The following is a 21,041-nucleotide window of genomic DNA, read 5'->3' as shown; positions in this document are numbered from 1 at the left end:
CTGCAGGAAAAAGGGGGGCGGCACAGACCGCGCCGCCCCCAAGGCTCGGGGTCAGTTCAGCGGGGCCATCACTTCTTCGGCCGCCACGGCAGCCTGCGTCGCCGCCAGTTCCGGGTCCGACACAAGGCCATAGGCCGCCAGCGGGCCATCCGGGCCTGCCATGTCATCCGAGACGAAGAATTCGATATATTCCTTCAGGCCGGGAATGACGCCGATATGCTGCTTCTTGACGTAGAAGAACAGCGGCCGCGACACCGGATATTCGCCCGTCGCGATCGACTCGACCGAAGGCACCACGCCGCCCATGGTCGCCACGCGCAGCTTGTCGGTGTTGTTCTGGTAGAAGCTCAGCCCGAACACCCCGATCGCCGTCGGGTTGGCATCCAGACGCGCCAGCGTCTCGGTATAGTCGCCGTCGATATCCACCGACAGGCCATCGGTGCGCAGCGTCATGCACAGCTCCTCGGCCTTGTCCTCATCGCCCCCATTGGCGGCGGCAAAGGCGGCGAATGCCCCGGTTTCCTCGCAACCCGCCACGATCACCTTGGTGTCAAAGACTTCGCGCGTGCCGTGCTTGGTGCCGGGGATATAGGCCAGGATGTCCTGCGCGGGCAGGGCGGCATTGACCTCGGCCCAGCTCTTGTGCGGATTGGCCACCAGCGCGCCATCCTTCAACACCTGCGCCGCCAGCGCATTGTACCAATCCGCCGGGGTAAAGGCGAATTCCGGGCCATCCACCTTCGAGGCGAAGACGATCCCGTCATAGCCGATGCGCACTTCCATGATGTCGGTCACGCCATTGGCGGCGCACAGCTCGATATCCGACTGGCTGATCCGGCTGGAGGAATTGGCGATGTCGATGGTGTTCTCGCCCACGCCTTCGCACATCTTCTTGCGCCCCGCGCCCGACCCGCCGCCTTCCACCACCGGGGTGGGGAAATCGAAGTTCTCGCCAAAGGCCTCGGCCACGATGGTGGCATAGGGCAGCACGGTCGAGGAACCCGAGATCTGCACATTGTCCCGCGCAAGCGCGAGGCCCGTCGTTCCGGCCAGCACGGCAACCGAGGAAAGGGTGAGTTTCAGAAAGGTCATCTGCATCTCCATCAGGGACCACGGCCCCCCGGATGGGAACCGCTCTGCCCCCGTCCTAGCCCCGCTGGATGACGTCTCTGCAAAGGTTGCGTGACAGTTCTGTAACGATCCCACCCCCCGCACCCCGCTCCACAACACCCCCCGCCGCCGCCCCATCCACCCCCCCCCAAGCGCCCCTGAACCCTGCGACATCCCCCCTTGAACCCAACCGCATCACCCCTTCCGGAACCCCGCCCCCTTCATCCCTGCTCCGCGACACCCCCCGCAAAGCCCCGTCGCGCGCCCCTGAACCACATGGCATCACCCTTCCCGAAACGCCGCCTCCTTCATCCCTGCCCCGCGATATCCCCAGCCACACCCCCCGCTAAGCCCCGCCGCGAACCCCTGGACCACGCGGCATCCCCCGTCCCGAAACCCCGCCCCATCCTCCCTGAACCGGGCGCACCCCCTTCCCCCTTCCCCCTTCCCCCTTCCCCCCTCTTTCCCCGCCGCCCCAGAAGCGCCCCGCACCCTCCCTACCCCGCTGCTCGCCACCCCTTTCAGAACCACTCCCCCACTTCACCGCCCCACGACACGCCCCCCGAACCCCGTAACCTTCTCTGAACCAGACCGCCTCACCCTCCCTGCCTCCCCGCCAGCATCCGCGCCGCGCACGCCCCGCGATGCCACCCGCGAACCCCTGAACCACGTGGCATCACCCGTCCCGAGACCCCGCCCCATCCTCCCTTACCCGAGTGCGCCCCCCTTCCCCCCTCTTTCCCCGCCACCCCTTCAGAACCACTCCCCCACTTCACCGCCCCACGACACGCCCCGTGAACCCCGTATCGCCTCCTTGAACCAGACGGCCTCACCCTCCCCGCCTCCCCGCCACCCTCCCCGCCTCCCCGTCCCCCCACGCCGCGCACGTCCCAACACCGCCCCGAACCCCACGGGATCACCCCTCCCCATAACTCCTCCCCCTTCACCGCCCCCCGCGACACCCCCCTTGACCACCCCCCACGCCAGCCTCCCCTACAAGCCACGTCACGCCCCCGCTCCGAGCCACGCGCCCCCCTTCCGGCGCCCATCCCGACAGCCTCCACTTCCCGCACATGCCCTGACCACACGGGCATCCCCCTTTTCCCGTCACGAAGCCCCATCTCCCCGGCAACCCCGCCCGGCAGTCCGTCAGGCCCCCTCGCCACCCGGCAGCGCCCTTCTCCATGCCCTGCGCCTTCTGCACGGCGCCGCTGCACCACCGGCGGCACGGCCCCCTTTGGGGGCCACGCCCCGCAGGCCCCAGCGCGCGCCGCCCTTGCCGGGCGGCATCGCCCTTCCCATATGCGACGCGCCCTCTGCACTGCGGCCCTGCACCGGCTGTGGCACTGTCCCCCGGGGCCCCTCACGCCCCGTCCGCCCCGGCCCCGCCGGATGCCCGGGCGTATGCACATCCGTCTGCACGGCGCGCTGCCTCAGGCATCCAGCGCAACCCGTTGCCGCGAAAAGAAAAACCCGGCGCAGCCGATCTGGCCGCGCCGGGATGTGATGCCTCTCGCAAGCCGGGCCGCCCGGCCCGCCCCCCGGATCAGCCGATCCGGTAGTTCGGGCTTTCCCGCGTGATCTGCACGTCATGGACATGGCTCTCCTTCAGCCCTGCCCCGGTGATCCGCACGAACTGGCATTTCGTCCGCATCTCGGCCACCGTCGCATTGCCGGTATAGCCCATGGCGGCGCGCAGCCCCCCCACCATCTGGTGGATCACGGCGGCGGCAGACCCCTTGTATGGGACCTGCCCCTCGATCCCTTCGGGCACCAGCTTGTCACTGGCGGCATCCTTCTGGAAATAGCGATCCGCCGATCCCCGCGCCATCGCGCCAAGGCTGCCCATCCCGCGATAGGCCTTGAAGGAGCGGCCCTGCCACAGGATCACCTCGCCGGGGCTTTCATCCGTCCCGGCAATGGCGCTGCCCACCATGGCGCAAGAAGCCCCCGCCGCGATGGCCTTGGCAAAATCGCCGGAATACTTGATCCCGCCATCCGCGATCACCGGCACATCCCCCGCCGCCCGGGCCGAATCCATGATCGCCGTCAGTTGCGGCACGCCCACCCCCGCCACGATCCGCGTGGTGCAGATGGAACCGGGGCCGATCCCCACCTTCACCGCATCCGCCCCCGCCCCGATCAGGGCGCGCGTCGCCTCACCCGTGGCCACATTCCCTGCCACGACCTGCACGGTATTCGACAACATCTTGATCCGCTCCACCGCGCGGGCCACCCCTTCGGAATGGCCATGCGCGGTGTCGATCACCACCATGTCGACGCCCGCATCAATCAGCGCCTGGCTCCTCTCGAAGCCCGCATCCCCCACGGTCGAGGCCGCCGCCACCCGCAGCCGCCCCAACTCATCCTTGCAGGCCTGCGGGTTCAGCACCGCCTTCTCCGTGTCCTTCAGCGTCAGCAACCCGGTCAGTTTCCCCTGCCCGTCCGTCACAAGAAGCTTCTCGATCCGCCGCGCCTTCATCAGCGAAATCGCCTGCTCGCGGTCCACCGGCTCGCGCAGCAGCGCAAGGTTCTCCGACGTCATCATCACCGAAACCGGCGTCCTGTCGTCGCTGGCAAAGCGCATGTCGCGGTTCGTCACGATCCCCAGCACGCGACCTGCCCCGTCAACCACCGGAAATCCCGTGATATTGTACCGCTCCATCAAGGCCTTGGCATCGGCCAGCGTCTGATCCGGCGTCAGCGTGATGGGCGAATAGACGACCCCGCTCTCGAACCGCTTGACCCGCCGCACCTCGCGCGCCTGGGCCTCGATATCCAGGTTGCGGTGGATCACCCCGATCCCCCCGGCCTGCGCCATGGCGATCGCCATCCGGCCCTCGGTCACGGTATCCATCGCGCTCGACAGAAGCGGGATGTTCATCCGGATCGACCTGGTGACAAAGGTCGATGTATCCGCATCGCTCGGCAAGACGCTGGACGCGGCCGGAACAAGCAGGACATCATCAAAGGTAAGGGCCTCGCGAATCTCCATCACCGTCTCCGTGGAAAGCTTCGTTTGGCGGTTCCCCTTTTCACGCAAGCCGGGCTGATGCAAGGGCTAATCCCGCCGCAACCGCCCTTGCACCCGCCGCGCCCCCGTGCATCCTGCCCCAAAGCCCAGGGAGCGGACAGAATGCGCGTCGCCATCGTCGAAAACACCCGGATCACCCATCACGGACAGGTGGGCATCGCCCTGCACGAACAGGCCGCGAAGATCGACCTCTTCAAGCCCTGGTCCGACAATCGCCTCCCCGATCCCTCTGCCTTCGATGCGCTGGTGGTCTTCGGCGGCGAACAATCCGCCCGCGATGATCACAGCCATCCCTACCTGCCCGAACTCGCGCGCCTGATGCGCGCGGCGGGCGACGGCGGCAAGGCGGTGCTGGGCATCTGCCTCGGCTCGCAACTCCTCGCCCGCGGCCTGGGTGCGGAAAACCACCTCGGCACCGCCCCCGAATTCGGCTGGTGCGACGTGACGCTGACAGAGGAAGGCCAGGCCGATCCGGTCCTGTCCCACCTGCCCGCCACCTTCCCCATCTTCCAGTGGCATTCCGACACCTTCACCCTGCCCGAGGGCGCAACCCGCCTTGCAGGCTCATCCGTGGCGCAGAACCAGTGCTTCCGCCTGAACCGCGCCACCTATGCGATGCAGTTCCATTTCGAAGCCTCGCGCGCCGTTGTCGCCGACTGGAACCGCACCTTCCCCGAAGCGGTAGAGCGGAACGTTCCGGGCTGGCTGTCCACCCATCATCCCGAACAGGCCCCCTCGCGCGGCACCGCCGCCGATGCGCATGGCCTCGCCATCGCGCGCGCCTGGGTCAACCTCATCGAAAGCGGAAACTGACACAGTTTCCGCGCCGATTTCTGACACAGAAATCGGTCCCCGTGCCACGGCCCCAAAGCGGAATTTGCGTCAAATTCCGCCGCCAATTCTGTTCCAGAATTCGCCCCCTCACGCCTCTGCCGCATTGGTCACCGCCGCCAGCTTGCCGCTGCCCCAAAGCGTGATCACCCGATAGGCAATCGCCGGAATCACCCCAAGCGCCGCCACCAGCACCACCATCCCCGCCAGATCCCAGCCAAGGGCGAACAGCGCCCCTGCAAAGGCCGACAGGGGAAAGGTGAAGGCCGCCCACATCGCGCTGAACCCCGATTGCGTGATCCAGCGCACCGACAGCATCAGCGCCGCGCAGATCCCCACGGCCAGCAGCAGCGCCACCTCCGGCAGCACCGGCACACCCGCCATCGCCCCGACCGTGGCCACAAAACTCGCCGGGGCGAGATGGATCGCCAGAAGCGGCCGCAGCGGCGCGGGCGGCACCCGTCGGATCAGTTGCACAAGGCTTGCCCCCCAGATCAGCACCGCCACCGCCGCCATGGCCCAGACCAGCCCCACCGCAAGCGCCGTCCAGCCCAGCACCGGCGCGGCCAGCCCCCCAACGATGAAGCCGACAAAGGTCAGATGCCAGCCCGGAGTCACATCCCGCGCCTCTGGCGGCAGGCGCCTCAGCGCCAGCACCGTCAGCACCATGACACCCAGATGCAGGCCAAGCGCCACAAGCAGGATCCCCTTCCCGAACCCTGCCGAAAAGGGCGCCACCGCCGCCGCCAGCGCCATGGCCCCGATGGTCGCGGTGGCCAGCCCCGTCCGCCCCGGCAGCACCTTCAGATCATCCATGATCACCGAGGGCCGCCGCGCCATCTTGGCCAGATAGGCGAAAGCCGCATAGGCCCAGATCACCGCCGCCGCCCCCAGCACCAGATCGGCCAGCGCCATGGGCAACCCCGCCGCCGCCAGCCCGCGCCGCAGCGCAAGACCAAGGCCCAGCACCCCGAGGATCGCCGGAAAGACCGCTGGCGGAACCCGGTCGAACCGCCCCGGTCGGCGCGGCGGAAATTCCGGCGGCGGGTAGATCTTCGGTCGCGGATGCGCGCGCTCGGCCATGGCAGGGTCCTTTCATCGACACATGCACCCTAGCGAATGCGAAAGGCGCAGGCAAAGCCCGCGCCCCGTGCCAGATCACCGCAGCCACCACCCAACCACGCCCCGGAGGGCGGGGTTCACCCCGCCATCGTGGCAAGTAGGGCGTGGTTCACCCCGCCATCGCGGCAAGTAGGGCGGGCTTCACCCCGCCACCACGGCAAGTAGGGCGGGGTTCACCCCGCCACCACGGCAAGTAGCGCGGGGTTCACCCCGCCAACAGCGGCATGTAGGGCGGGGTTCACCCCGCCACCCCGCTCAACACAGGAACGGAAACCAATCCTCCCGCAGCCGCTCCCCCGCCTGCATCCCATGCCCCGGAAAGGGCGGTGAGGTCGGCCCCGGCCGCTCCACATAGCGCGCATCATCCCCCACCAGCCGCAACGAGAATGCCCGCCGCCGCGCCGTCGTGGTATTCCCCCGCGTCCCGTGCAGCGTGCGGTAATGAAAGGCCACGGCATCGCCCGGCTCCATCTCCCATTCGCGGATCTCCATCCCCTCTGCCTCCGGATCCGGCACGGGCATGTAATTGTGATCGCCCGGATAGAAATTCGTCTCGGCCATCCAGCGCGTCGGCAGCACATCCCTTTCCCACAGATGGCTTCCCGCGACACAGCGCAAGGACGCCTCCTTCACGGGATCCAGCGGCACCCAGAAGGAAACCGTCTGCCGCCCCTCGACGAAATAATAGGGCCCGTCCGTATGCCAGGGCGTGGGCTTGTTCGTACCGGGTTCCTTCACCAGGACATGATCATGGAAAAGCTGCACCCGCTGCGATCCCATCAGCGCGGCCGCCACCTGCGCCGCCTGCGATCCCCGGATCGCCCGCTCGAATTCCGGGATCCGCGACCAGTTGCAATAGTCGTCGAAGAAACGCCCCTTCTCGCCCGGCTTCAGCGTGGCCATCAGTTGCGGGCTGGGATCGGCCATGTTCCGCTCCACCCCGGCGCGCAGCTCCTCCACCCAGTCGGCGAACAGCCCCTTCACCAGCACCACCCCGTCCCGGGCGTAATCCGCCACCATCCCCTCGGTCACCACTGCCCTTGCCCTCCCGTCGCATTCGGCCAACTTCGCGTCGACAAATGGCACGACCGGGCGATAGTCTCCAATAATATCTCTCGATAGGGGTCATCAGTCATGCTTGCCATCACCATCCGCCAGCTGGAATATGCCACCGCCACTGCCCGCTGCGGCGGCGTCACGGCGGCAGCTTCGGCGCTGAATGTCTCGCAACCCGCGCTCTCCGTGGCCCTGGCCCAGCTCGAGGCCAGCCTCGGCCAGCCGCTTTTCATCCGCACCCCCGGCGGGCGGATCACCCCCACCTCCTTCGGCCGCATCTGGCTGGCCGAGGCACAGGCCCAGCTTGACGCCCTGACCCGCCTGATGGCCGGCGACACCCCCGCCGCGCCCGTGCGCCTCGCCTGTTTCGAGGATCTGGCCCCCACGCTTCTCGCCCCGCTCATCACGAAACTCGGCGCCGCTGCGCCCGAGATCGCCCTGACGGTCGAGGTTCTGCCCTTCGAAGCCATGGCCGATGGCCTGCGCAGCGGGCGCATCGACCTGGCCATCACCTGGGATCTCGGTCTTGACGGCAGCTGTGACAAGACGGTCCTTCGGCAAGTCCAGCCGCATGCGATCTGCGCCGCCACCCATCCGCTCGCCGCCCTGGCAAAGCGCGGGGCCCCGCTTGCCGCCATCGCCGAACATCCGCTGATCCTGGCCGATCAGGGGCTTTCCCTCGGCCATATGCGCGCGCTCTTCTCGGCCCGCGACCTGCCCTTCACGGTGGCCCATCGCACCGCCTCGCTTGATCTGATGCGCTCCTATGCGGCCAACGGGCTGGGCGTCGGGCTCAGCTATACCCGCCCCTGGGGGCGACGCTCCAGTTGCGGGGCAAAGCTTGCCACCGTGACGATCCTCGATGCGGGCAGCGAACCGATCATCCTTGCCCGCCTTGCCGCCAATGCCCTCACCCCGCAGGCGCAGCGCATCGCAGCCCTCATCCCCGGCCAGTTCGCGGCCACCGATTCCGACCCATCCGATGGAGAGACCTGAACAGATGTCCGCCAACAGCTACGACACCGGCCGCCTGAACCTGCCTTTCGTGGGCATATCGACCTTCGGCAAACGCCCCTACATCGCCGACTGGGACAGGATCGAGGCCGATATCGCCATCCTCGGCGCGCCCTTCGATTTCGGCACCCAGTTCCGCGCGGGCGCCCGCTTCGGGCCAAGGGCGGTGCGCGAAGCCTCCACCCTCTTCTCCTTCGGCCATGCCGGGGCCTATGACCACGAAGATGACGTCACCTATCTGGGGCAGGACGTCCGCATGGTGGATATCGGCGATGCCGACATCGTCCATACCGATACCGAAACCAGCCACGCGAATATCGAGAAAGGCGTCCGCGCCATCCTGAAGGCCGGCGCGCTGCCCGTCACCATCGGGGGCGATCATTCCATCAACATCCCCTGCATCCGCGCCTTCGATGATCAGGGGCCGATCCACATCCTGCAGATCGACGCCCATCTCGATTTCGTCGATATCCGCCACGGCGTCCGTCACGGCCACGGCAACCCGATGCGCCGCGCGGCAGAAAAGGACTATGTCACAGGCATCACCGCGCTGGGCATCCGCAACGTCTCTTCCACCACCAAGGAAGGCTATGACGCCGCCCGCTCCATGGGCGACGACATCCTGTCGGTCCGTCAGGTCCGCAAGCTTGGCCCCGATGCCACCGCCGCCCGCATCCCGAAAGGCGCCCGCGTCTATGTCACCATCGACATTGATGGCTTCTGCCCCTCCATCGCGCCAGGCACCGGCACGCCCAGCCATGGCGGCTTCCTCTATTACGAAGTGCTGGAAATCCTGCAGAACGTCGCCAACAGCCACGACATCGTCGGCATCGACCTCGTCGAGGTCGCCCCCGATTACGATCGCGACGGCACCACTGCCATCCTTGCAGCCCAGGTCCTGCTGAACTTCTTGGGCTTCATCTTCCACGCCCGGAAAGCCCGCGCCTGAAACGCCGAAGGGGCAGAGGAAAACCCCCCGCCCCTTCATCTTGGCCCAAATACCCTGGGGGTCCGGGGGGACCCCCCGGTCCGACGCTCAGCGATAGAGCAGCGATTTCCCATTCGCGAAGAGATGCACCTTGCGCGGATCGCCCGCCAGCGCCACCGTCTTGTGCCGCAATTCCGCATGGATCCCCGGCAGCTTTGCCACCACCTGCGCCGCATCGCCCTGCCGCTTGAAATACAGCAGCGTCACCTCACCCAGCGCCTCGGTGATCTCCACCTCGCCGGTAAAGGCGGCCTCGCCTGTCGTGGTGACAAGGTCCTCGGGCCGGATGCCGACATTCACCTTCAGCCCAAGATCCGAGGCCTGCGTCGGCACTGCCGACCGCGCCATCCCGCCATTGGCCAGGCTCACAACCGTCTCTGCCCCGGTCGCCACCACCTCGCCCGGCATCAGGTTCATCGACGGGCTGCCGATGAACTGCGCCACGAACTCGTTCTCCGGCCGCTCATACAGTTCCAGCGGCGTGCCCACCTGGCTGATCCCGCCCCCCGCCAGCACCACGATGCGGGATGCCAGCGTCATCGCCTCCACCTGATCATGGGTCACATAGATCATGGTGGAATTCGGCATCTGCTCCTTCAGTTGCGCGATCTCGATCCGCGTCGCCACCCGCAGGGCCGCGTCAAGGTTCGACAACGGCTCGTCGAAGAGATAGACCTTGGGATCGCGCACGATGGCCCGCCCGATGGCCACCCGCTGCCGCTGCCCGCCCGACAGGGCCTTGGGCAGACGGTCGAGGTAAGGCGTCAGTTGCAGGATCCGCGCCGCCTTGTCGACCGCCGCCGCGATCTCCGCCGCGCTCTTCTTGGCCAGCTTCAGGGCAAAGGCCATGTTGTCGCGCACCGTCATATGCGGATAAAGCGCGTAGGACTGGAACACCATCGCGATGCCCCGCTGCGCGGGCGGCACCTCGTTCATCCGCACGCCGTCAATGGTGAAATCCCCGCCCGTGATCCGTTCCAGCCCCGCGATCATCCGCAGAAGCGTGGATTTCCCGCAACCCGAAGGGCCGACGAAGACGATCAGTTCCCCCGTCTTGATGTCGAGGTTGATGTTCTTCAACACCTTCACCTCGCCATAGGCCTTTTCGACATCGACCAGTTTCAGGTCCGCCATCCGTCCACCCTCCCCTTAAACCTTGCGCGCAATGCAGCAGCCCCAGCCGGGCAATTGCACCTTTCCACCCGCGGGCGCGATGCTGCCCACGGATTCGCCCATCCGTTCCCAATGCCCCGGCGGCAGCATGACCTCCGCCGCGCCCTCACCCAGGTTGAAGGCGCAGAAGATCTCGATCCCCCCGCTGCGGGTGAAATTGAATACATCGCCTTCCGCCTTCCAGCCCGTCATGCGGCCCTGCGCGAAGGTCGGATGCCCGCGCCGGAAGGCCAGCACGCTGCGGTAATGGTGCAGCATCGACCCCGGCTCCGCCTCTTGTGCCGCCACCGACAGCGGGCGATGCGGTGCCGTCACGGGCAGCCAGGCCCGCTCGGCGCTGGAAAACCCGCACAGCCCGTTATCCGTGACCCAGGGCATCGGCGTCCGGCAGCCGTCGCGGCCCTTGAATTCCGGCCAGAACTCGATGCCGTAAGGATCCTGCAACTCCTCGAAGGCGATCTCCGCCTCCGGCAGCGCCAGTTCCTCGCCCTGATAGAGGCAGACCGATCCGCGCAGGCACATCAGCATGGTCGCATAGACCCGCGCCGCCGCATCCGACAGGTTCCAGCGCGTCAGATGCCGCACCGTGTCGTGGTTCGAATAGGCCCAGCAGGGCCAGGCATCCGGCGCCGCCGCCGCCAGCCGGTCGAACACCGCAGCCGCCGAGGCGGCCGTCAGCCGCGCCGGTTGCAGCATCTCGAACGGATAGCACATCTGTACCTTGTCCCCGCCCGAGGTATATTCGGCCATGATCTCCAGCCCCCGCTGGGCATCGCCCACCTCGCCCACCGCCGCCGCCCCGTAGGGCTCCAGCACCGCGCGGAATTTCCGCAGGAATTCAAGGTTCTCCGGCTGGTTCTTCGAAAACAGGTGGAGCTGGTGGTTATAGGGGTTCACGCTGGGCGCGATGCTGTCATTGCGCAACTCCGGCGGCAGCGACGGGTTGTCGCGCAGATACCTGTCCGCGAAATAGAAGTTGATCGTATCCAGCCGGAACCCGTTCACCCCGCGCTCCAGCCAGAACCGCGCCACATCCAGCAGCGCCTCCTGCACCGGCGCGTGATGCAGGTTCAGGTCGGGTTGGCTCGTCAGGAAATTGTGCAGGTAATACTGCCGCCGCCGCCCGTCCCATTGCCAGGCACTGCCCCCGAACACCGACAACCAGTTGTTCGGCACGGTCCCATCCGGCTTCGGCTCTGCCCAGACATACCAATCCGCCTTGGCGTTCCCCCGGTCCTTCCGGCTTTCCTTGAACCACGGATGCTGGTCGGACGTATGCGACAGCACCAGGTCGATCATCACCTTCAGGCCCAGCTCATGCGCCCGCGCCACCACCCGGTCGAAATCCGCCAGCGTCCCGAACATCGGATCGACGTCGCAGTAATCGCTGACGTCATAGCCGAAATCCTTCATCGGGCTGGTGAAGAAGGGGCTGATCCAGATCGCATCCGCCCCCAGCCCCGCGATATGCGGCAGCCGCTCCACGATGCCGCCCAGATCGCCCACCCCGTCGCCATTGCTGTCCTGATAGCTGCGGGGATAGATCTGATAGATCACCGCGCCCCGCCACCATTCGGCATCATGGCCGATCACGTCCGTCATAGTCCTGTCTTTCTCACTTCACCGATCCGGCCAGCAGGCCGCGGACCAGATATTTCTGCATCGCAAAGAACACGATCAGCGGCACCGCGATCGACACAAAGGCCGAGGCCGAAAGGATCTCCCAATCCCCCCCGCGCGACCCCATCAGGTTCACAAGGTTCCCCGTCAGCACCTGCTGGTCATTGCCGGTGCCCAGGAAGACCAGCGCCACCAGCAGGTCATTCCACGTCCACAGGAACTGGAAGATCGCGAAGGAGGCCAGCGCCGGAAAGGACAGCGGCAGGATGATCCTGACGAAGATCTGGAAATCCGTCGCCCCGTCCACCCGCGCATTCTCGATGATGTCGCGCGGCAGGCCCGCCATGTAGTTGCGCAAGAGGTAGATCGCCAGCGGCAGGCCAAAGCCGGTATGCGCCATCCAGATGCCCAGATAGCCCTTCCCGATCCCGATCCAGTTATGGAACTGCAAGAGCGGGATCAGCGCCAGTTGCAACGGCACCACCAGAAGCCCCACCACCAGCGCCACCAGCAGCGCCCGCCCCGGAAAATCCATCCAGGCCAGCGCATAGGCCGCGAAGGCCGCCACCAGGATGGGAATGATCGTCGCCGGGATCGCCACGGTCAGCGTATTGATGAAGGCCTGCCCGATGGTCTGCCCGGCAAGCGGGCTGAACAGGACGGTGGAATAGTTGTTGGTGGTGAAATCCGGCGGGGTCGAGGCCGTCACAAAGACACGCGGCATCCGCATCTCGGCCATCGAACTGGCCGAGGACATCACGAATCCCCCCTCTGGCGTCACCGTCAGCGTCACCCCGTCACCCAGATCAGCGCTCTGGCCCACCTCAAAGGCCTCCGGCTCGCGCGATGAGGTGCCCCAGCGGCTGATCTCCGCCCCGCTGGTCGCGAAGAGGTTCCCCTCGATCACGAACACCCCGTCCCGCTGCACCTCATCCCCGCCCAGGCGGATCGCCGGCAACTGGCTTTCCTGCGTCGACAGGGCCCGCCACCACCCCGAGGTGGAAATCTGGTCCCCCGTCCGGAAGGACGACACCAGAAGCCCGAAGGTCGGCAGCACCCACAGCGCCACCAGCGCCGCCGTGCACAGATGCACCACCCACAGAAGCGCCGGTTTCTTGCCTGCGATATTCTCCATCAGACCATCCCCCTCAGCGCATTTCCTTGCGGGCATTGTAGACGTTCCAGACAAGGATCGGCGTGACCAGCAGCATGATGATCATCGCGCTGGCCGATCCCATGCCCCAGTCCAGGGCGCGGAACAGCTTGTCATACATGTAATTCGCCAGAACCTGCGTCTCCCACTGGCCATTGGTCATGGCCAGCACGATGTCGAAGACCTTCAGAACCACGATGGTGATCGTCGTCCAGACCACCACGATGGTCGGCATGATCTGCGGCACCTTGATCTGGAAAAAGATCTGGAACGGATTCGCCCCGTCCAGCAGGGCCGCCTCGATCGTGTCCTCCGGCACCCCGCGCAGGGCGGCTGACAGGATCACCATGGCAAAGCCGGTCTGGATCCAGATCAGCACGGCCATCAGGAAATAGCTGTTCCAGTAGGGCATCGAAAGCCAGGTCATCGGCTGGCCATAGGGCAGGTCATTGCCCGCGATCCCGACCAGCCATGTCGCCAGTTCCCAGGCCAGGAACAGCGCCACCAGCGCCCCGACGATGCGCCCCGCCAATACCCAGAACCCGCCCGCCGATCCGCCCTTCACCAAGGGCCGCAGCAAGGCCCAAACCGCCCAGAGCAGCAGCGCCAGCATCGCCAGGACGAACAGCCCCGGCAAAAGCCGCAGCAGCAGGAAGGAACCGATCCCCCCCTCGAATTTCAGCCAGAGCGCATTCAGCAGGCCGATCTGCGCCTGTTCAACGGGCCGCGTGTCATAGATCAGCTTCCAGATCACCGACGCACCCACGAAGGAAATCGCCATCGGCATGAAGATCAGCGACTTGGCCAGGTTGCCCCAGCGGATGCGATCCGTCAGTTGCGCCGCCAGAAGGCCGAAAGCCGTCGATCCGGCCGGCACCACGACCAGCCACAACATGTTGTTGCGCATCGATTCCCAGAATTTCGGCTCGCCGAACATGGCGCTGTAATTCGCCAGCCCCACGAATTCCCCGTTCCGGTTCAGCGACAGCCAGGCCGTCGCGAAGACGGGATAGGCCAGATACAGCCCCAGCGCCACCATCGCGGGAAACAGGAACAGCCAGGGGCGGATCATGTTCGCCCGGCTCGTGTTCACCCCCGCATTGGGGCCGCGCGCCGGAAACAGCACCTTGTCCAGAAACAGGTTCGACAGGAAGAAATAGCCCACGCAACCGCCGACACCGACGACGATCACGATCAGGGCCTGCAAGGCCGGATTCATGAAATTCCCCTCCCAAGCGGCCGCGCTGCTGCGGCGTGCCGTTCCGCCGGTTTTCCCGGTTCTGGTTGGGTCGGGCCCGGGCCAGACGGCCCGGACCCGCCAGGATCACATCACTTGGGCCACGAGGCCTGGATGCCGTCGGCGACCTCCTGCGCGGCCTTGCCGCCGGTATAATCCACCATGCCGGTCCAGAAGCTGCCCGCGCCCACGGCGCCCGGCATCAGGTCCGATCCGTCAAAGCGGAAGGTCGTCGCGTTCAGCAGGATGTCGCCCATCTTGCGCGCCACATCCGAACCATAGGTTTCCGGATTGACCGATTTCATCGGCGTCAGGAACCCGGATTGCGCCATCCAGACTTCATGCGCGATCGGCGTCTTCAGGAACTCGATGAAGGCGCGCGAGGCTTCGCTGTCCTTGGTGATGAAGGCCAGCGTCCCGGCCCCCAGGACCGGCTTGCCCAGATCCTTTTCGGCATAGGCGGGGAAGTAGAAGAAATCCGCATCCTGCCCGACAACCGTGCCCTCCGGGAAGAAGGACGGAATGAACGAGGCCTGCCGATGCATGTAGCACTGCGGCGGCGAAGAGAAGAGACCCTTGGGGCTGTCGCGGAAATCGGTCGAGGCGACGGCTGCCGCACCACCCGCCACATAGGCGTCATTGCGGGCGAAATAGCCGAATTCCTCGATCGCGCCCACGACGGCGGGATCATTGAACGGGATCTCGTTCTTCACCCACTTGTCATAGACATCGGGCGATTGCGTGCGCAGCATCATGTCCTCGACCCAGTCGGTCGCGGGCCAGCCCGTCGCACCGCCCGAACCCAGCCCGATGCACCAGGGTGTGCCGCCATCGGCCACGATCTGATCCGTCAGCGCCTTCAGCTCTTCCATCGTCTCGGGCACTTCATAGCCCGCATCGGCAAAGTTGTCGGGGCTGTACCAGACCAGCGATTTCACGTCGATCTTGTAGGGGAAGGCATAAAGCGCAGGCGCGCCATCGGCCCCGTTATAGGTGCCAAGCCCGACCCAGCTTTCACCGGCCGCGTAATTGTCGCGCAGCCAGGCTTCGGTCTCTGCGCCCAGCGGCGCGATGAAACCCTTCGCCGCCAGATCGGCGATCAGCCCGGGCTGCGGCAGCACCGCGATATCGGGCGGCGAACCGGCCTCGGCATCGATCACGATCTGCTGCTCGTAGTTCTCGGACGAGGAATATTCCACCGCCACGCCCGATGCCGCCGTGAAATAGGCCAGCACCGATTCCACCAGCACCTGATCCTCGCCGCGCCACGGCCCGAAGATCTTGAGGGTCTGGCCATCGAGGTTCGTCGCCTCGTCATAGGCGGTGTAGCTTGCCCAGTTGAAGGCTCCCTCACCGATTGGGAATTTCAGGTCCTGCGCGCCGGCCGCCCCGGACAAGGCCGCAAGCGTCGCTGCGCTCGCGAGTAACTTCGCTTTCATCGTATTCCTCCCGATTCCCCCGCCCACTTGACGGGGCATGAACCAATCCCGGCCAGAATCACACTCAAACCGCTTTGGATGATGCACAGTTGCGCAACCTCCCCCTCAAGTCAATCCAAAGCGCATTGGAGACGTGCATTTCCCCTTGTTCCCGCCCCGATTTCCCGCGAAAACGTTTTCTTGCTGGCGCTGCTTAACCTTTGACCTTGACAGGTCCAATGTCTAACCTGCCACCCAATTGAAATCGGTTTGGATAGTCTCGTCCAATGAACCTCAAGGAACTGGCCACCAAGCTGGGGCTGTCGCCCACCACCGTCAGCCGCGCGCTGAACGGCTATCCGGAGGTGAACGAGGCCACCCGCGAACGGGTCATGGCCGCGGCCAAGCGGCACAATTACCGCCCCAATACCCGCGCCATCCGCCTTGCCACCGGGCGGGCGCTGGCCGTGGGCCATGTCATCCCGCTGGCCACAAGGCACGAAATCGTCAACCCGATCTTCGCCGACTTCATCGCAGGCGCGGGCGAGACCTATTCGCGCAACGGCTATGACATGATCCTGTCCGTCGTCCCCGACGAATCCGAGGAGCAGGCCTATCGCGATCTGAAATCGCGCGGCTCCGCCGATGGCGTCATCCTGCACGCCCCGCGCATGAACGATTCCCGCATCCCCCTTCTGCATGAGATCGGCATTCCCTTCGTCGTGCATGGCCGCGCCACCGGAACGGACCTTCCCTATTCCTGGGTCGATGTGAACAACCGCCGCGCCTTCCAGCGCGCGACCGAATTCCTCCTCGACCTCGGGCATCTGCGCATCGGTCTGGTCAACGGCCTGGAATTCATGGATTTCGCCATCCGCCGCCGCACCGGCTATGTCGATGCCCTGGCCGCCCGCGGCCTTTCCCCCGATCCGGCCCTGATGGCCTCGGACGAGATGACGGAAATCTCGGGCTATCGCGCCGCCTCCGCGATGCTCGATCTTCCCGCCCCCCCCACCGCCTTCCTCGTCGCCTCGATGATCTCCGGCATGGGCGTCCGCCGCGCGATCGAAGAGCGCGGCCTCAGGATGGGGCGCGACATTTCGGTCATCATCCATGACGATGATCTGTCCTACATGAAGAACGGCGACGACGTGCCGATCTTCACCGCCACCCGCTCCTCGGTGCGCGATGCCGGGCGGATCGCGGCCGATCTGCTTCTGGGCATCATCGCCAATCCCGGCCATGGCCCCGAACATCGCCTGCTCGAGGCGGAACTGATCATCGGCCAGTCCACCGGCCCGGCCCCCCGCCCCCATGCCCCCGAAAAGGCCTGATCCCATGTCCCTGTCGCGTTTCGATTTTCCCGAAGGCTTCCTCTTCGGGGCCGCCACCGCCGCCTATCAGATCGAAGGGTCGCGCTTCGGCGGCTGCGGCCCCTGCCACTGGGACAGCTTCGCCGCCACCCCCGGAAACGTCCTGCGCGCCGAAGACGGCGCCACCGCCTGCGACCATTACAACAACTGGCCCGCCGATCTGGATCTGATCCGCCAGGCCAACATGGATGCCTACCGCTTCTCCACCTCCTGGGCGCGCGTCATGCCCGATGGCGTGACCGTCAATCCCGAAGGCATCGCCTTCTACGACAGGTTGGTCGACGGCATGCTGGAACGCGGCCTGAAACCCTTCCAGACCCTCTACCACTGGGAACTTCCCTCCGCCCTCGCCGACAGGGGCGGCTGGACGAACCGCGACACCTGCCACCGCTTCGCCGATTTCGCCGAAACCATCACCCGCACCCTTGGTGATCGCGTCGCCTCCATCGCCACGATCAACGAACCCTGGTGCGTTGCCTGGCTGTCGCATTTCCTCGGCCACCACGCCCCCGGCCTGCGCGACATCCGCGCCGCCGCCCGCGCCATGCACCACATCCTGCTGGCCCATGGCCTCGCCGTGGAACGGCTGCGCGGCATGGGCCAGCCGAACCTGGGCATCGTGCTGAACTTCGACCACGCCACCCCCGCCACCGCCAGCCCCGAGGACGCCACCGCCGCCGCCCGTGCCGATGGCATCAACAACCGCTGGTTCATCGAGGCGATCACCCGCCAGACCTATCCCGAAATCGTGCTGGAAGGCCTCGCCCCGCACATGCCCGACCGCTGGCAGGATGACATGGCCGTGATCGGCCAGAAACTCGACTGGCTCGGCGTCAACTATTACACCCGCCACCTGCACGCCCATGATCCCGCCGCCCCCTGGCCGCATCTGCGCGATATCCCCGGTCCCCTGCCGAAAACCCAGATGGGCTGGGAAATCTACCCCGAGGGGCTGCACGGCTTTCTCACCCGCATGGCGCGCGATCATGTGGGCGACATGCCGATCTTCATCACCGAAAACGGCATGGCCAATGCCGACGAGGCGGGTCTTCCCGACCAGATCCGCGAGGATTTCCTCTTCGCCCATCTCGCCGCCACCCGGCAGGCCATCGCCGATGGCGCGAATGTGCGCGGCTTCTTCTACTGGTCGCTTCTGGACAATTACGAATGGGCCTTCGGCTATGAACGCCGCTTCGGCCTTGTCCATGTCGATTTCACCACCTTGAAGCGCACCCCCAAATCCTCCTATCACGCCCTCGCCCGTGCCCTTGCGCGGAACGACTGATCTCGCAAGGCGCGGCTGGCGCAAAGCAATACGGAGCGTTCCATGACCCTCGCCATCCTCGCCGATATCGGCGGCACGAATACCAGGGTCGCCCTCGCCGACGGAACCGTGGTCCGGCCCGATAGCATCGCCCGCTATTCCAACGCCGAATACAAGGCGCGCGGCCAGGACATCGCCCAGATCCTGCGCGACTACCTCGCCACTACGGCCGCGCGGCCCGAAGGCGTCTGCGTCGCCGCCGCAGGCCCCGTGCAGGATGGCGTGGCCACCATGACCAATCTCGACTGGGCGATGGATGGGGCAAAGCTCGCCGCCGCCACCGGCGCGCGGCGCGTGGCCATCCTCAACGACCTGCAGGCCCAGGGCCATGCGCTGGGCCATATCGCCCCCGCCCATCTGCGCGAGGTGACCCCCGGCCCGGCCCATCCCGGGGCCTCGATGCTGGTCGTGGGCCTGGGCACCGGGGTCAATGCCGCCCCCGTCCACGGCCAGGGCGCGGCGCGCGTCGTGCCGCCCTCGGAATGCGGCCATGTCAACATGCCCGTCCGCTCCGAGGAAGACCTCCGCCTGATGCGCTTCATCGAAGACCGCCTCGCCGCGCGGAACGAAGTGCCCCATTGCGGGGTCGAGGAAGTGCTGGCCGGCCGTGGCCTTGCCAATCTCCACGCCTTCGCCGCCGCCGAAGCGGGCCATCCCGGCGAAAGAACCTCCGCCGAGGTGCTGTCCGCCCTCGAAGCGGCCGATCCCACGGCCACCCATGCGGCGCGGCTCTATACCCGGATCCTCGCGCAGGTGCTGGCCGATCTCGCGCTCATCCACCTGCCCTATGGCGGCATCTATCTGATTGGCGGCATGTCCCGCGCCATGACCCCGCATTTCGCCCGCTTCGGCCTCTCGGAAACCTTCCGCGAAGCGCGCCGCGTGGACCTTCTGCAAAAGGATTTCTCCGTCACCGTGGTCGAGGATGACTTCGCCGCCCTGACGGGCTGCGCCGCCTATCTCCAAGCCACCACGGCCTGACGGCCCTTCCCAAACCCCATCAGAGCATCCAGGGGAAAGAAGGCCACGCCCGCCCCAAACGGCAACGGCGCGCGCCCCGCGCGCCCCCGATTTTTCGCAGAAAAATCGTTATCCCGGCAGCCGTTCCTTCAGGAACTGCAAGGCCACGCCCAGCCCGTCCGGCGCGATGCCATGCCCGGTGCCCTCCATCACATGGCCATAGGTCTCGAACCCCGCCCCCACCAGCGCCTCCCCGGCCAGCCCCATATCGGCGAAAGGCACGACCGGATCCTGATCGCCATGGATCAGCAGCACCGGCGGCTTCACCACCGCCTCCGCCGCCAGCCGCTCCGGCACCAGAAGCCGCCCGGAGATCGCCACCACCCCCGCCACCGCCTGCGCCCGGCGCGGCGCCACATGCAGCGACATCATCGCCCCCTGCGAGAACCCGATCAGCGCCATCGCCCCGGGCTCCATCCCCTCGGCCGCCAGCCGCTCGTCCAGAAAGGCATCCAGCAGGCCGACCGACGCCGCCATCCCGTCCCTCGCCGCCTCTTCGCTCGATCCGTCCAGCCAGGGGATCGGAAACCACTGAAAGCCAAAGGGATTGCCCGTGCAGGGCTGCGGCGCATCGGGCGCGACAAAAACCGTGTCCGGCAGATGCGGCGCCAGCGCATCCCCCAGCCCCAGCAGATCCGCCCCATCCGCCCCATAGCCATGCAGGAAGACAACGACAGACCGCGCCTTCCCGCTCTGCGCCGGCTTCCGCCCGAATTTCAATCCGCTCACCTGATGCCCTCCCGGTCCTTCGCCACCCGGTAGTAGGCCCAGAGAAGCCGCGCCGCAACTGCCCGCCAGGGCGACCAATCCTCCGCCATCGCGCGCAAGGCCCGTTCCGAAGGCCGCTCCGCCATCCCGAACAGCAGCCTTGCCGCCTCCTGCAGGGCCAGATCGCCCGGCGCAAAGACATCCGCCCGCCCCAGCGCGAACATCGCATAGATCTCCGCCGTCCAGCGTCCGATCCCCGGCACCGCCACCAGCACCGCCACCACCTCCGCATCCCCCAGTTCCCGAAAGGCCGGGAAGTCGATCCCCGCGCGCGCCAGCGCCTGCCCATAGCGCGCCTTCTGCCGCGACAACCCCACCCCTCGCAGCACCTCCTCCGATGCCTCGGCCATCACCGCCGGATCGCACAGCCCCGCCGCCTCCAGCCGCGCCCAGATCGCATTGGCCGAGGCGACCGAAACCTGCTGGCTCACGATCGCCGAAAGCAGCGCCTCGAACCCGTCCGCGCGCCGGCGCAACGGCAGCGGCCCCACAAGCGCAAGCGCCCGCGCCATCCGGGGATCGCGCGCCGCCAGCCAGGCCGCCCCCTCCGCCACACAGGCCTCCGTCGCGATGATCCGCCCCACCGTCATTCCGTCTCTCCCCCTGCCCCCTTCACCTTGGCCCAAATACCCCCTTCCCCGCCACCCCCTGGGGACCAACCCTTCCCCTTGCGCGAAAAGGGGGGTCGCGGGGGGACGACCGTCCCCCCGCGCCTGCCCACATATTCCCCCGCGCGCATTTGACCCTTGCCCCCGCCGCAGCAGAGGTTAAGCCTAGCAGCCATGATCGCATCCAGCCCC

At 66.6% G+C, this 21,041-nt stretch carries 17 protein-coding genes; 6 read left to right on the top strand and 11 right to left on the bottom strand.

The window, feature by feature from the left end; translation table 11 throughout:
• Positions 1-51 precede the first annotated feature (51 nt).
• Complete coding sequence (locus G5V65_RS19645; protein WP_165053732.1) at positions 52-1,092, bottom strand: substrate-binding domain-containing protein; 1,041 nt, start codon at positions 1,090-1,092, stop codon at positions 52-54.
• Positions 1,093-2,656: 1,564 nt separating this feature from the next.
• Positions 2,657-4,105, bottom strand: coding sequence for an IMP dehydrogenase (gene guaB / locus G5V65_RS19640; protein WP_165053729.1), 1,449 nt, complete (start codon positions 4,103-4,105; stop codon positions 2,657-2,659).
• A 141-nt stretch (positions 4,106-4,246) separates the two neighbouring features.
• Between guaB and G5V65_RS19635 the strand changes: the two genes are divergently transcribed.
• Positions 4,247-4,957 carry a type 1 glutamine amidotransferase gene (locus G5V65_RS19635; RefSeq protein ID WP_165053727.1) on the top strand — a complete coding sequence of 237 codons (711 nt, stop codon included), beginning with the start codon at positions 4,247-4,249 and terminating at the stop codon, positions 4,955-4,957.
• A 108-nt stretch (positions 4,958-5,065) separates the two neighbouring features.
• On the opposite strand, the gene G5V65_RS19630 is transcribed toward G5V65_RS19635, so the two are convergent.
• Positions 5,066-6,058 carry a TDT family transporter gene (locus tag G5V65_RS19630; protein WP_165053724.1) on the bottom strand — a complete coding sequence of 331 codons (993 nt, stop codon included), beginning with the start codon at positions 6,056-6,058 and terminating at the stop codon, positions 5,066-5,068.
• 294 nt (positions 6,059-6,352) lie between these two features.
• A complete protein-coding gene (locus G5V65_RS19625) occupies positions 6,353-7,117 on the bottom strand; it encodes a phytanoyl-CoA dioxygenase family protein (RefSeq protein WP_165053769.1) in 765 nt (254 codons plus the stop codon).
• A 114-nt stretch (positions 7,118-7,231) separates the two neighbouring features.
• Here G5V65_RS19625 and G5V65_RS19620 point away from each other — a divergent pair, with 114 nt between their 5' ends.
• On the top strand, positions 7,232-8,149 hold the full coding sequence (locus tag G5V65_RS19620) for a LysR family transcriptional regulator (RefSeq protein WP_165053722.1): 918 nt from the start codon (positions 7,232-7,234) through the stop codon (positions 8,147-8,149).
• Positions 8,136-9,116, top strand: coding sequence for an agmatinase (gene speB, locus G5V65_RS19615; protein WP_394352260.1), 981 nt, complete (start codon positions 8,136-8,138; stop codon positions 9,114-9,116). The genes G5V65_RS19620 and speB overlap by 14 nt, the downstream gene beginning before the upstream one ends.
• A gap of 87 nt (positions 9,117-9,203) precedes the next feature.
• On the opposite strand, the gene G5V65_RS19610 is transcribed toward speB, so the two are convergent.
• The 5 genes from G5V65_RS19610 to G5V65_RS19590 form a co-directional block, all read right to left on the bottom strand.
• Positions 9,204-10,289: an ABC transporter ATP-binding protein gene (locus tag G5V65_RS19610; RefSeq protein WP_165053720.1), complete on the bottom strand. Its 1,086-nt coding sequence runs from the start codon at positions 10,287-10,289 to the stop codon at positions 9,204-9,206.
• Positions 10,290-10,304: 15 nt separating this feature from the next.
• Positions 10,305-11,930, bottom strand: a complete 1,626-nt coding sequence (locus tag G5V65_RS19605) for an alpha-amylase family glycosyl hydrolase (RefSeq protein ID WP_165053717.1) — start codon at positions 11,928-11,930, stop codon at positions 10,305-10,307.
• A gap of 13 nt (positions 11,931-11,943) precedes the next feature.
• Positions 11,944-13,083 (bottom strand): carbohydrate ABC transporter permease, encoded by a 1,140-nt coding sequence (locus tag G5V65_RS19600; RefSeq protein WP_165053714.1) that lies wholly within the window; start codon positions 13,081-13,083, stop codon positions 11,944-11,946.
• A gap of 13 nt (positions 13,084-13,096) precedes the next feature.
• A complete protein-coding gene (locus tag G5V65_RS19595) occupies positions 13,097-14,320 on the bottom strand; it encodes a carbohydrate ABC transporter permease (protein WP_165053712.1) in 1,224 nt (407 codons plus the stop codon).
• A 110-nt stretch (positions 14,321-14,430) separates the two neighbouring features.
• The gene (locus G5V65_RS19590; protein ID WP_165053708.1) at positions 14,431-15,777 is read right to left on the bottom strand and encodes an ABC transporter substrate-binding protein; all 1,347 of its coding nucleotides are present in this window, start codon (positions 15,775-15,777) and stop codon (positions 14,431-14,433) included.
• A 266-nt stretch (positions 15,778-16,043) separates the two neighbouring features.
• Here G5V65_RS19590 and G5V65_RS19585 point away from each other — a divergent pair, with 266 nt between their 5' ends.
• From G5V65_RS19585 to G5V65_RS19575, 3 genes are read left to right on the top strand one after another with little or no spacing between them, the layout of a single operon-like run.
• Positions 16,044-17,090 carry a substrate-binding domain-containing protein gene (locus tag G5V65_RS19585; protein WP_165053705.1) on the top strand — a complete coding sequence of 349 codons (1,047 nt, stop codon included), beginning with the start codon at positions 16,044-16,046 and terminating at the stop codon, positions 17,088-17,090.
• A 4-nt stretch (positions 17,091-17,094) separates the two neighbouring features.
• On the top strand, positions 17,095-18,414 hold the full coding sequence (locus G5V65_RS19580; RefSeq protein ID WP_165053702.1) for a GH1 family beta-glucosidase: 1,320 nt from the start codon (positions 17,095-17,097) through the stop codon (positions 18,412-18,414).
• 42 nt (positions 18,415-18,456) lie between these two features.
• Positions 18,457-19,434, top strand: coding sequence for a glucokinase (locus tag G5V65_RS19575; protein WP_165053699.1), 978 nt, complete (start codon positions 18,457-18,459; stop codon positions 19,432-19,434).
• A gap of 108 nt (positions 19,435-19,542) precedes the next feature.
• Here the strand turns inward: G5V65_RS19575 and G5V65_RS19570 are convergent, their stop codons facing one another.
• Both G5V65_RS19570 and G5V65_RS19565 read right to left on the bottom strand, forming a co-directional pair.
• Complete coding sequence (locus G5V65_RS19570) at positions 19,543-20,202, bottom strand: dienelactone hydrolase family protein (RefSeq protein ID WP_165053696.1); 660 nt, start codon at positions 20,200-20,202, stop codon at positions 19,543-19,545.
• Entirely contained in the window at positions 20,199-20,831 is a 633-nt protein-coding gene (locus G5V65_RS19565; protein WP_165053693.1) for a DNA-3-methyladenine glycosylase family protein, read from the bottom strand. The genes G5V65_RS19570 and G5V65_RS19565 overlap by 4 nt, the downstream gene beginning before the upstream one ends.
• Positions 20,832-21,041 lie beyond the last annotated feature (210 nt).

The sequence above is a fragment of the Paragemmobacter kunshanensis genome (assembly GCF_011059185.1).
Classification (GTDB): Bacteria; Pseudomonadota; Alphaproteobacteria; order Rhodobacterales; family Rhodobacteraceae; genus Paragemmobacter; species Paragemmobacter kunshanensis.
Note: the sequence above shows the minus strand (reverse complement) of the source record. Positions and strands in the feature narration are given on the sequence as shown.

Coding starts and splice junctions, on each gene's coding strand:
- speB (WP_394352260.1), top strand. CDS start 8,136: ATGGAGAGACCTGAACAGATGTCCGCCAACAGCTACGACACCGGCCGC.
- G5V65_RS19575 (WP_165053699.1), top strand. CDS start 18,457: ATGACCCTCGCCATCCTCGCCGATATCGGCGGCACGAATACCAGGGTC.
- G5V65_RS19580 (WP_165053702.1), top strand. CDS start 17,095: ATGTCCCTGTCGCGTTTCGATTTTCCCGAAGGCTTCCTCTTCGGGGCC.
- G5V65_RS19620 (WP_165053722.1), top strand. CDS start 7,232: ATGCTTGCCATCACCATCCGCCAGCTGGAATATGCCACCGCCACTGCC.
- guaB (WP_165053729.1), bottom strand. CDS start 4,105: ATGGAGATTCGCGAGGCCCTTACCTTTGATGATGTCCTGCTTGTTCCG.
- G5V65_RS19595 (WP_165053712.1), bottom strand. CDS start 14,320: ATGAATCCGGCCTTGCAGGCCCTGATCGTGATCGTCGTCGGTGTCGGC.
- G5V65_RS19600 (WP_165053714.1), bottom strand. CDS start 13,083: ATGGAGAATATCGCAGGCAAGAAACCGGCGCTTCTGTGGGTGGTGCAT.
- G5V65_RS19635 (WP_165053727.1), top strand. CDS start 4,247: ATGCGCGTCGCCATCGTCGAAAACACCCGGATCACCCATCACGGACAG.
- G5V65_RS19625 (WP_165053769.1), bottom strand. CDS start 7,117: ATGGTGGCGGATTACGCCCGGGACGGGGTGGTGCTGGTGAAGGGGCTG.
- G5V65_RS19590 (WP_165053708.1), bottom strand. CDS start 15,777: ATGAAAGCGAAGTTACTCGCGAGCGCAGCGACGCTTGCGGCCTTGTCC.
- G5V65_RS19605 (WP_165053717.1), bottom strand. CDS start 11,930: ATGACGGACGTGATCGGCCATGATGCCGAATGGTGGCGGGGCGCGGTG.
- G5V65_RS19585 (WP_165053705.1), top strand. CDS start 16,044: ATGAACCTCAAGGAACTGGCCACCAAGCTGGGGCTGTCGCCCACCACC.
- G5V65_RS19630 (WP_165053724.1), bottom strand. CDS start 6,058: ATGGCCGAGCGCGCGCATCCGCGACCGAAGATCTACCCGCCGCCGGAA.
- G5V65_RS19645 (WP_165053732.1), bottom strand. CDS start 1,092: ATGACCTTTCTGAAACTCACCCTTTCCTCGGTTGCCGTGCTGGCCGGA.
- G5V65_RS19565 (WP_165053693.1), bottom strand. CDS start 20,831: ATGACGGTGGGGCGGATCATCGCGACGGAGGCCTGTGTGGCGGAGGGG.
- G5V65_RS19610 (WP_165053720.1), bottom strand. CDS start 10,289: ATGGCGGACCTGAAACTGGTCGATGTCGAAAAGGCCTATGGCGAGGTG.